The following is a 9,970-nucleotide window of genomic DNA, read 5'->3' as shown; positions in this document are numbered from 1 at the left end:
AATGCTTCGGCCGAATCATTCAACGCTAAAATAAAGGCTCTCAGAGGACAATTCAGAGGAGTAGCAGATATTAAGTTCTTTATGTACAGGCTGGCAATGCTATATTCATGATATGTGACAAGACAAATCAACCCGGAAAATCCGCTGAGCCCGATTTAGCCCGAGGGAACTGCTTAGTTTTGCTAAAAATGGAGGATTTCTTGGAAAAAGAAAATCCCTGAAACGTTTTATTTTCAGGGATTTACCAAATTTGAAGTCTTTTAAAAGTGGTGCCACCAGAACGTTTTACCTTTTGGTAACTACCACATTTATAATATCTTATAGAGTGTCAAAACAACCGTGCAAATGAATGAACATAGTGCTTTTTTCGGCGTTTTGCCCGACAATGCTATTGTCATTTCCAATACGATACAAAGATACGAAAACTATCAGATATAACATATCTTATTTACCAAAACTTTCCTATTAAAAATCTGTAACTACAAATAGTTCAGTGTTAATTTCAGCAATAATTTGACTGGAATCACTATCTTTGCATCAGAAATTTAGAATAATAGCGGATTAATTCCGTTAGATATAACATAACGTTCGCTGAACGTCTCAATGTAGAAAACTGGTAATTTTCAAGAAAAGGAGACTATGGCGCAATGTTCATGCTATACGAAAGTATGGCGTGGGCTTGCACGTCTTCCTTTTCGGGTATACCAGTACCTCTACATTGAAGTGTGTGAGTTCCACGCTTCTTTTTGCGTGTTACTCTGGCGAACATAACAAGAGTAAATAACGCAAAGATTATCAACATGAAAAAAATTATCCTTTACATCGCTGCATCACTTGATGGGCGCATTGCAGAACCGGACGGTGGTATCGAATGGCTTTCCGAATTTCCTATTACCGAAGAAATGAATTATGGCTACAAAGAATTTATGGATTCGATTGATACGATTATCATGGGTGGCCGCTCTTGGCGTGAATTATCAAATATGGATGCAATGGGTGCGTATGCGGACAAAACAGTTTATGTGGTTTCTCATCATGATTGGGGAGAAAAAGAAAATATTAAATTCATTACGGAAAATGTAATTGAACATATTGATGACCTACGTAATGAGTCGGGAAAGAACATTTGGCTATTTGGCGGTGGTGAATTGGTTTCAATGTTGCTTGCTGCCGATTTGGTTGACGAAATGCAGATAGCTTATATCCCCGTTATTCTAGGCAAAGGAGTTTCTTTATTTCCCGAACAACCTAAAGAATCAAAATGGAAATTGCAGGATAGTACAAGCTATAAAAATGGAGTTTTGAAAACGGCCTATATTAAAAAGTTAGCAAGATAGGAAAAGCCTAAAATCTGTTTACACCATACTTTTGCAAAAACAAATAAAAGAAATGAGTATGACAAAAACAGAACGAGTTATAAGTATTATCCTAGCGATTATCCTTCTATTAACCGTTGCCAACAGTACATGGTATTTTCTGGGCATTGCCAAAGTGAGCGTTGTTCAATGGCTTGTTTTCAATGCATGTGCTCCATCGAGTATTGCTTTCCTACTGGGGTTAATCTTCTATTTCAGAACAAAGAACAAAATATGGCTTACAATCGCTATTGTGCCGATGATGTTTTTCGGAACAATGGGCTTGTTTGTCTTCCCGTGGAAAAGTGGAATTGATCTTTTGACCCAATTCTCCCATATCATTATGACACTCAATATCGTATTGGGTTTATGGATTACATTAAAAGACAAAGATTACAAGGCTTTAGGAAACGGATTATTAACAAGCGTATTAATAGGAATTCCTTTAATCGCATTCACTCAGGATTATTGTCGTGAGCATGCGGATGAAGTAATGAAAATTTTAGGAATCTAATTTCAGAAAATGATATGAAACAACGAATATCGACCATAGAGGAATATCAGAAACAGATCAATATCATTGTGGAGTATATCAACAATCACTTGGATCAAACCATTGATTTGACAAAACTGGCTGAAATAAGTCATTTCTCTCCCTATCATTTCCACCGTATTACTCGTGCGTTTATGGGAGAACCTATCGGAGCTTATATCGTCAGGGTTCGGTTGGAAACCGCTGCCCGTTTGATTCGATATACCGATATGCCTGTTGCTGAAATTGCCTACCGTGTCGGCTACGATGTTCCTGCATCTTTATCAAAAGCATTCAAACAACAATATGGTATTTCGCCGACAGAATACCGTACCAACAAAGATTTTACCATTATGAAAGCAGAAAAGAAAAATATACAGTTAAAGATAAAATCCCCCAAAATATTGAATATTAAAGCCAAACAAGCCATTTACATTAAACTCACAGGCGAATACGGAAGCCTTGACTTTTCCGGTTCATGGCAACGTTTGTGGCAATTCGTCAAAGAACATAAGCTCTTTACTTTCGGAATGGAGCATATCGCCATTTATCACGATGACCCAAAAGTAACAGAGGGTAATAAACTCCGCACCGATATTTGTCTTGTCATTAAAAAAGACGTAAAGCCACAGGGCGATATTGGAGTAAAAGAAATCAAAGAGGGAAAGTTTGCTGTGTTTCATTATCAGGGTTCATACAGCAATTTGGATGCCGTTTACGATACGATATATGCTCGTCTGCTTCCCGAAAACAACTTGAAACTTCGGGATTACCATTGCTTCGAAAAGTATCTGAATCACCCTGACAGAACAAGACCCGAAAAGTTAAAAACTGAAATCTATATTCCTGTGGAATAAGATAGTATCTTTGCAATTCGATTAACAAATAAATGAATCCGTTAAACGAAACAGTCGCGAATGAGTTAAAACAACAGGGAATAGAATTTATCCACTTTGTTGATATCTCCGGTTTAGTAGAAAAGCAAAATCGGGGATTTTCGTCTGCTGTATTGTTTGGCGTGAAATGTTCTCCCGAATACCTGAAAAGAGTCAGCTATAATCCCAACTATGTGCCCGATATGGTTGCCCGCAACTATTTCGATGATGATGAACATTATATGTATGAAATGGGTATGTATCGTATATCCGACTTGCTTGCGGACTTCATTGAGAAGAATGGGTACAGTGCTTATTCACTCTCTGATGACAATCAGATAGCAACGAATAACTTCGAAGGCAACAAGTCGATGCTCCCTCTGAAAACATTAGCCACCCATGCGGGACTGGGTTGGATCGGGAAGAATAACCTGTTGGTAAATAAAGAATACGGTTGTTGCCAAACATGGGGCGGAGTTTTGACCGATGCACCACTCGACACAGTATTAAATAATCCGCCCACTGTTCAGTGTGGCAACTGTCGGATTTGTTTGGATGTTTGTGAACCCCATGCCTTGAAAGGTACTTCTTGGCAATTAGATATACAACGCGAAGAAATGATTGATGTCGATAAATGCACTACTTGTTTGAAGTGTATGGTACATTGCCCGTGGACACAACGATATATGAAAAAAGAATTATAAGTAGAAACAACATGAACAAGAAAGAAGTAATTTTTGTACTCTTAAACGAGTTTGCCGATTGGGAAGGAGCTTATATCTCCACCTGCTTGAATATAGGCGTTAAGCCCGGAGGCCCAATCAAATACACAGTGAAAACCATGTCTGTAACCAAAGACCCTATCCTGTCGATAGGCGGCTTCAAAGTATTACCCGACTACGACCTGAACGATATGCCGGAAGACCATGCGGGATTAGTATTGATTGGCGGCATGCATTGGTTTTCGCCCGAAGCAGCGCAAATTGTTCCGCTTATAGAAAAAGCCGCTGAAGAGAACAAGTTAGTTGCCGGAATATGCAATGCTTCGGTATTTCTCGGAGCCTGTGGCATTCTCAACCATGTGAAGCACACAAGCAACGGACTGGACTATCTGAAACAGTATGCCGGAGAAAAATATACTGGCGATGCCAACTATATCAACGAACAAGCTGTCAGAGACGGCAACATTGTTACTGCCCCCGGAACGGCTCCATTGGAGTTTTGCCGTGAAATCCTGTATGTATTAGATGCGGATGCGCCTGAAATTATAGAAGAGAGCTATCAGTTCTATAAAAATGGTTTTTTACCGAAATAACATGTATGTACAAAGAATTCCCACCCGACCTGCGCCTACAGCACTTGATAGAAACCTATTGGGTTACCGATGGGCTGATTGAGAATACGTTCACACACCGTATTCTCCCCGACGGTTGTGTGGATATTATTTTCGATTTCGGGAATAACCAATCCTCAGCCGACTTGCCTATATTGGTCGGCACCATGACCTCTTTGTTGGAAATCACCTATCAGCCGGGACGGGTGCGGATGATGGGAATTCGCTTTGCGCCGGCAGGGATCACTGCATTCACCCGCATACCCATCTCCATGATTACCAACCAAAACATAGAACTCCCACTCACCGAAACCCTGTTTGATAACAGTTTCTATGAGCGATTGCCCGATATGGAGTGTATGCAGGAACGCATTAATTATATCAATGCGTATTTTCTGGCACGTATGCACAAGCTATATCTGCCAGACAGGCAAATCAGACATGCCGTTTCTCTTATTCAAAGCAATAACGGCCTTTTGTCTGTCAGCAAAATAGCCGGAGAGGTCTGCCTGTCCGAACGGCAATTCGAGCGTAGATTCAAAACAACCATCGGTATAACGCCCAAAGTATTCAGTAACATCATACGTTTCCGGTCTGTCCGCCGTTATATGGAAACCCATCCGGATGAAAGCATGTACGAAATAGCCATTGCTTGCGGATATCACGATCATTCACACATGAATAAAGAGTTTCAGCGTTTGGGAAGTATCTCTCCATCGGAACATGCCGTGTAGAATGTCGGTTTTTTACACGAAACACATCAAATAGGTATTGTATTTTTGTACTCAAAAAAGATGAAAGCAATGGAATATCAAACTCTATCTCCCAACATTGGCGTAAAGAGCGTCGATGAAACAGTACAGTTCTATACCGAGACATTAGGTTTCAATCTGATTATGAGTGTTCCCGCTCCAACCGAAGGCTTGCAATGGGCCATGGTTGCTAATGGCGGAACAACATTTATGTTTCAGGAAATGGATAACCTAACCGAAGAGTCCCCACAGTTAGCTGGTCGCCCAGTGTTGGGTATTATGACCTTTTACGTGAAGATGAAAGGTATGCAAACACTGTACGAAAAGCTTCAGGGAACAGAATCTATCGCCAAAGAGATGCATAAAACATTCTATGGAGCCGACGAATTCGCCATCTTCGATAACAACGGACATATCCTGACAATAACAGAAGATACAGTAGAACCTACCGCAATTAAGAACTACGATAACTACTTCCTGCCAGCTAACAATTATCAGGAAAGCGTACATTTCTATGCCGAAGTACTGGGATTGGAAAAGAAATTCGAGTTTGCAGAGCAAGGTATGGTAGCCTTCAAGGTCGGTAACGAAGAGCCGGCAATCATCCTAAAAGATAAAACCAAGATGCCGAACACAATACCTGCCATTTGGATAGAGGTTGAAGACACCAAAGCAGTTTACGAAAAGATGAAAGCCAAAGGCATTGTCTTTCTATCCGAACCATTTAAGATACGGACAGGTTGGGCGGTAGAATTAAACGACCCGTCGGGTAACAGATTGGGGTTTACAGACTATAAAAGAGATTAATAAATTAACAACAACACATCATGAAATTCAGCAACGTAAGACTATTAGTCAAAGACTACCGCAAATGTTTCAATTTTTACACTGAGCAGCTTGGCTTAGAGGCCGCCTGGGATGTGGGTGACTGTTATGCCAGCTTCAAAGTAGCCGACGGCATAGAGGGCCTTGCCCTGTTCACCTCCGACTATATGGCTCCCGCCGTTGGTAATGCCGACAAAGTGCAACCCACAGGTTATCGTGAGAAGTCCATGATCTCCTTTGAAGTAGAAAATGTAGACGAGACCTATCAAGCGTTCCAGGCAAAAGGACTTCAATTCATCAACGAACCCACAGATATGCCCGGCTGGGGAATGCGTGTTGTGCACCTCTACGACCCGGAAGAGAACCTGATAGAGTTCTATTCTCCCCTGAAAGCGGATGGACCAATCTGCCAAAGCTGTGGCATGAACATGAAGTCAGCAGAAGAGTTCGGCACCAATGCCGATGGAACTCCCAACGAGGAGTATTGCCACTACTGCTATCAGAACGGTGCATTTACCCGCAACGTAACCATGGACGAGATGTTGGAAACCAACCTGAAATACCTCGATCACTGGAATGCAGAAACAGGAAATAACTTCACCGTTGATGAGGCACGCCCCATATTGTGCGAGTTTTTATCGAGCTTGAAGCGTTGGAAGAAGGATTAAAGATGAAAACTAAATATCAGTTGAAATAGCAGTAATGAACAAACCCTTAGTCGACAAACAATACTTGCTCGAAAAGTTTTCCGGCAAAAGCGGTTGGACGTATGCCGAAATCCCCGATATTCAGATTGGCAATCGAGCTTTCGGAATGTTGAAAGTAAAAGGAAGTATTGATGGCTTTGAGGTTGCAAGCTCCCATTTAATGCCTTTGGGCAATGGCAACTTGATGATTCCGGTTAAAACCGAAATTCGCAAGAAAATCAAGAAAGAGGCGGGCGATTGGGTACATATCATTTTATACTCAAATGACGAACCACTTGTTACTCCTGAAGACTTCCTATTATGCCTGCATGACGAGCCGGAGGCTTTGCAATTTTATCAGTCGCTCAGCGAAAACGAACAACAAGACTATCTCAAGTGGATATTCTCAGCTAAGGCAGAGCAAACGAAAGTAGAACGAATAGCCAAAACGCTTGACAGGCTTGCGATGAATCAGAAGTATAACAAAGAATAAAGTAGATATAGAACATTATTATGAAAATAGACCACATAGCCGTTTGGGTGGATGATATTGAACGGATGAAGGAGTTTTATCTCAAATACTTCGACGTTAGTTGCAACGATAAATACATCAATCCAACAAAGAAATACACCTCTTATTTCCTGACCTTTAACGAAGGAGGAGCACGTATTGAGCTGATGAACCGTCCGGATGTTGCCGAAAACGACCAACTGCGTTATATGCTTAAAGGATTGGCGCACATTGCCCTGACTGTTGGAGGAGAAGAGACTGTCAATGAACTGACTGAACTTTTCCGAAGAGATGGTTACACCATTGCAAGCGAACCACGCACTACCGGCGATGGCTATTATGAAAGTGCCGTATTAGACCCCGAAGGGAATTATATCGAGTTATTAGCAGAATGATTATGAAAAAGAAAGACGGATTGTACGGAAGTCTATCAATTGAATACTTCTAATCAGTGGAGGATCATACATACCCATTGGTCTTTTAATAAATAAAAGGACAAACTCTATACGACTAATTTGCCTCCATAGTTCAACCCCAAATCACTAATAGGGAACGATGCCGTCGCTAATAGGGAGTGATGGCGTCGCTAATAGGGAGCGACGAGGTTACCAATAGGGAGCGATTAGGCTGCCAATAGGGAACGAAAAGAATACTAATAAGGAGCGCTGAAAACATCGATAAAAGCGCTGCAGTTATAGTCTGATTATCATTTTGATAGCAAACTACCCTATCCTTGCTTACAGGTAGGGTGATCCTTCGGTATGCCTTCGGTGTGGGTAGGGTGTGGGTAGGGTGTGGATATAAAATTGTAAGATTATCTATGTGTCTTAATTTGAATTAGATATAATTTTTTCGAGTTGACTCTATAACCTGCGAGATGTATCAAAATGATAGTACATTAGTGAAATTACCTCCATTTTGAAAGTTGACCACTTTAGCTGCTGCGAATGCCTATAATACCTTTGCAGTTAAAAAATAGAGCTGTCAACTAAACCATCCCTTGCCTAAACAAACTTAGCAAGAATAGAACACGCCATCTCCTCCCTTCCGACTACCTTTGCCGATTATGAACATACAAGAAAATAGCCGCATAGAATACCGTGCACGTATCAACCGGGTAATGGATTATATCGACCAACACCTCGACAAACCGTTGGAGTTAAAAAGCATCGCCGACGTTGCCAACTTCTCCCCATTTCACTTTCACCGGATTTTCTCTTTCCTGATTGGCGAAACGCCCATCGACTACATCCAACGCCTGCGGGTGGAGAAAGCCGCATGGAAACTCCGCGAAGCTGTCCCTGAAACCATCACTGAAATTGCCTACGGTTGTGGCTTCGGAAGCGTCTCGTTATTCAGCCGGACTTTCAAAAAACACTTCGGCATGACCCCCAGCCAGTTCAGCAAAGCCGACAAACCTGTCTATTCGCAAAACGGAAAGTTGTTTAGCAAGAATGGACAAATGCTCCGCAAGAATTTGAAAAGCGATACAGGCGAGAACGCCGACCTTTGTATCGTCGAATCAAATCAATTTTATTTTATGAAAGCAAACATTGAAGTAAAGGAAATGCCTGAAATGAAGGCAGTGTATGTGCGCCACATCGGAGCATTCAATCAAATCGGTCAGGCTTACGAAAAGCTATTCAAATGGGCATATCCCCGTGGGTTGTACACCCCAAATGTATCGAAGTCCGCATCCGTAACCCACGATGACCCTTCAGTAACCGAACTGGAGAAAGTACGCCAAAGCGCCTGTATCATTATAGAAGAAGATGTGAAAGTAGACGGCGAAATCGGCAAACTCACCATTCCCGGCGGGAAGTATGCTGTCGGACACTTTGAACTTGGCTTTGCCGACTTTGAGAAAGCATGGAACTCCATGTGCAACTGGTTTGTAGAAAGCGGCTATCAACAAGGCGATGGCTGTACCTACGAACTTTATCACAACGACTACACAACGCATCCCAAGCAGAAGCATATCGTAGATATCTGTATCCCGGTGAAACCCTTGTAAAGGGAGGATAGGAGAAAGGAGAAGGGATTTTTCCTATCTCCTTTTTCCTATCTCCCATCTCCTTTTATAATGCTCCAATATCCCCATTTACAATATAAGGTATCGCCTCCCTAATCTTATCTACTGGCCAATCCCACCATTGTAGCTTTAGCAACTCTGCGATAATCTCTTCGTCAAAGCGCTTCCGTATCTTTTTTGCCGGTACTCCACCGACGATTGTATAGGGTGCAACATCCTTCGTAATCACCGCCCGTGTCCCGATAACAGCTCCGTCACCAATATGAACCCCGGACATAATCACTGCCTCATAGCCAATCCATACATCATTACCAATAACGATATCTCCTTTATTATCCCAAGCATCCGTCACATTAGCCTTCTCCAATCCCCACTCCTCGTAAAACAAAGGAAAGGTATAATTAGATAACGACCTCAACGTATGGTTTGCACTATTGAAGATAAACTTAGCACCACAGGCAATAGAACAGAACTTCCCGATAATCAGCCGATCTTTATTAATCGGATAATGATATAATACATTATTATTCTCGAACAGGGTCGGATCGTCAACAAAATCGTTATAGATTGTATAGTCACCAATGACAATATTAGGGTTCTTGATTACTGTATTCAGATAGATGGTTTGAGAGTCGTTTGCTCTCGGATATATTTTTGCATTCATTGTAAATAAGTTTATTTGTTAATAAGAATATAGATTTAACTATGCCGGATAAAGGCACAGTAAATTGGGAATAACAATACTGCCATTCCCTATCTATTTACAAAAAACTCATATACAACGCTGCCACTTCATAGGGTTCGTCAATTGATTCTTCTTCGGGTTTGAACTACAAAAGTAGTGCTTTTAAGGCAGATACCAAAAGATGCCTATTTTGGACAACCATATCCGAAATAGGCATCGTATCTTTGTGGTATGAATCAAGCTGATAAACAATACTGTCAGAGTTGCGGAATGCCGCTTCGCTTCGATATGGAGGAATATATGGGGACTAATTCCGATCATTCCCGTAGCCATGAGTATTGCTATTATTGCCTGAAAGACGGTGATTACACGGTGGATATTCCC

Annotated in this window: 13 protein-coding genes and 2 pseudogenes; 14 read left to right on the top strand and 1 reads right to left on the bottom strand. The window is 41.5% G+C overall.

Annotation, left to right across the window (positions count from 1 at the left end; translation table 11 throughout):
- The 13 genes and pseudogenes from D0T84_RS19815 to D0T84_RS19760 form a co-directional block, all read left to right on the top strand.
- A pseudogene (locus D0T84_RS19815) lies at nucleotides 1-111 on the top strand (transposase); the annotation flags it as partial.
- A 689-nt stretch (nucleotides 112-800) separates the two neighbouring features.
- The gene (locus D0T84_RS19810; RefSeq protein WP_163309582.1) at nucleotides 801-1,337 is read left to right on the top strand and encodes a dihydrofolate reductase family protein; all 537 of its coding nucleotides are present in this window, start codon (nucleotides 801-803) and stop codon (nucleotides 1,335-1,337) included.
- A 58-nt stretch (nucleotides 1,338-1,395) separates the two neighbouring features.
- Nucleotides 1,396-1,869 (top strand): hypothetical protein, encoded by a 474-nt coding sequence (locus D0T84_RS19805; protein WP_163309581.1) that lies wholly within the window; start codon nucleotides 1,396-1,398, stop codon nucleotides 1,867-1,869.
- A 14-nt stretch (nucleotides 1,870-1,883) separates the two neighbouring features.
- On the top strand, nucleotides 1,884-2,744 hold the full coding sequence (locus D0T84_RS19800; protein WP_163309580.1) for a GyrI-like domain-containing protein: 861 nt from the start codon (nucleotides 1,884-1,886) through the stop codon (nucleotides 2,742-2,744).
- A gap of 32 nt (nucleotides 2,745-2,776) precedes the next feature.
- Complete coding sequence (locus tag D0T84_RS19795) at nucleotides 2,777-3,466, top strand: 4Fe-4S dicluster domain-containing protein (protein WP_163309579.1); 690 nt, start codon at nucleotides 2,777-2,779, stop codon at nucleotides 3,464-3,466.
- 11 nt (nucleotides 3,467-3,477) lie between these two features.
- Nucleotides 3,478-4,077 (top strand): type 1 glutamine amidotransferase family protein, encoded by a 600-nt coding sequence (locus D0T84_RS19790; RefSeq protein WP_163309578.1) that lies wholly within the window; start codon nucleotides 3,478-3,480, stop codon nucleotides 4,075-4,077.
- 5 nt (nucleotides 4,078-4,082) lie between these two features.
- Nucleotides 4,083-4,829: a helix-turn-helix domain-containing protein gene (locus D0T84_RS19785; protein WP_163309577.1), complete on the top strand. Its 747-nt coding sequence runs from the start codon at nucleotides 4,083-4,085 to the stop codon at nucleotides 4,827-4,829.
- A gap of 69 nt (nucleotides 4,830-4,898) precedes the next feature.
- Nucleotides 4,899-5,654 carry a VOC family protein gene (locus D0T84_RS23115; protein ID WP_255495483.1) on the top strand — a complete coding sequence of 252 codons (756 nt, stop codon included), beginning with the start codon at nucleotides 4,899-4,901 and terminating at the stop codon, nucleotides 5,652-5,654.
- A 20-nt stretch (nucleotides 5,655-5,674) separates the two neighbouring features.
- Nucleotides 5,675-6,061, top strand: a pseudogene (locus D0T84_RS19775) (VOC family protein); the annotation flags it as partial.
- On the top strand, nucleotides 6,038-6,340 hold the full coding sequence (locus tag D0T84_RS23110) for a zinc ribbon domain-containing protein (protein ID WP_255495486.1): 303 nt from the start codon (nucleotides 6,038-6,040) through the stop codon (nucleotides 6,338-6,340). The pseudogene D0T84_RS19775 and the gene D0T84_RS23110, both read left to right, overlap by 24 nt.
- 34 nt (nucleotides 6,341-6,374) lie before the next feature.
- Nucleotides 6,375-6,851, top strand: coding sequence for a YdeI/OmpD-associated family protein (locus tag D0T84_RS19770; protein WP_163309576.1), 477 nt, complete (start codon nucleotides 6,375-6,377; stop codon nucleotides 6,849-6,851).
- Nucleotides 6,852-6,871: 20 nt separating this feature from the next.
- On the top strand, nucleotides 6,872-7,264 hold the full coding sequence (locus tag D0T84_RS19765) for a VOC family protein (RefSeq protein ID WP_163309575.1): 393 nt from the start codon (nucleotides 6,872-6,874) through the stop codon (nucleotides 7,262-7,264).
- Between the two features lie 671 nt (nucleotides 7,265-7,935).
- Entirely contained in the window at nucleotides 7,936-8,883 is a 948-nt protein-coding gene (locus tag D0T84_RS19760; protein ID WP_163309574.1) for a GyrI-like domain-containing protein, read from the top strand.
- A 64-nt stretch (nucleotides 8,884-8,947) separates the two neighbouring features.
- On the opposite strand, the gene D0T84_RS19755 is transcribed toward D0T84_RS19760, so the two are convergent.
- On the bottom strand, nucleotides 8,948-9,565 hold the full coding sequence (locus tag D0T84_RS19755; RefSeq protein WP_163309573.1) for a CatB-related O-acetyltransferase: 618 nt from the start codon (nucleotides 9,563-9,565) through the stop codon (nucleotides 8,948-8,950).
- Between the two features lie 252 nt (nucleotides 9,566-9,817).
- Between D0T84_RS19755 and D0T84_RS19750 the strand changes: the two genes are divergently transcribed.
- Nucleotides 9,818-9,970, top strand: a 153-nt coding sequence (locus D0T84_RS19750; RefSeq protein WP_221413153.1) for a zinc ribbon domain-containing protein, incomplete at its 3' end; no start/stop codon positions are given.

This window comes from Dysgonomonas sp. 521 (assembly GCF_010501055.1).
In the GTDB taxonomy this organism is placed as follows: domain Bacteria; phylum Bacteroidota; class Bacteroidia; order Bacteroidales; family Dysgonomonadaceae; genus Dysgonomonas.
This window is presented reverse-complemented; position numbering and strand designations above follow the sequence as displayed.

Bases quoted from the DNA above. Each gene is read 5' to 3' on its own strand.
- D0T84_RS19770 (WP_163309576.1), top strand. From the start codon at position 6,375: ATGAACAAACCCTTAGTCGACAAACAATACTTGCTCGAAAAGTTTTCC.
- D0T84_RS19760 (WP_163309574.1), top strand. From the start codon at position 7,936: ATGAACATACAAGAAAATAGCCGCATAGAATACCGTGCACGTATCAAC.
- D0T84_RS19785 (WP_163309577.1), top strand. From the start codon at position 4,083: ATGTACAAAGAATTCCCACCCGACCTGCGCCTACAGCACTTGATAGAA.
- D0T84_RS19755 (WP_163309573.1), bottom strand. From the start codon at position 9,565: ATGAATGCAAAAATATATCCGAGAGCAAACGACTCTCAAACCATCTAT.
- D0T84_RS19800 (WP_163309580.1), top strand. From the start codon at position 1,884: ATGAAACAACGAATATCGACCATAGAGGAATATCAGAAACAGATCAAT.
- D0T84_RS19790 (WP_163309578.1), top strand. From the start codon at position 3,478: ATGAACAAGAAAGAAGTAATTTTTGTACTCTTAAACGAGTTTGCCGAT.
- D0T84_RS19805 (WP_163309581.1), top strand. From the start codon at position 1,396: ATGACAAAAACAGAACGAGTTATAAGTATTATCCTAGCGATTATCCTT.
- D0T84_RS19765 (WP_163309575.1), top strand. From the start codon at position 6,872: ATGAAAATAGACCACATAGCCGTTTGGGTGGATGATATTGAACGGATG.
- D0T84_RS19810 (WP_163309582.1), top strand. From the start codon at position 801: ATGAAAAAAATTATCCTTTACATCGCTGCATCACTTGATGGGCGCATT.
- D0T84_RS23115 (WP_255495483.1), top strand. From the start codon at position 4,899: ATGGAATATCAAACTCTATCTCCCAACATTGGCGTAAAGAGCGTCGAT.
- D0T84_RS19795 (WP_163309579.1), top strand. From the start codon at position 2,777: ATGAATCCGTTAAACGAAACAGTCGCGAATGAGTTAAAACAACAGGGA.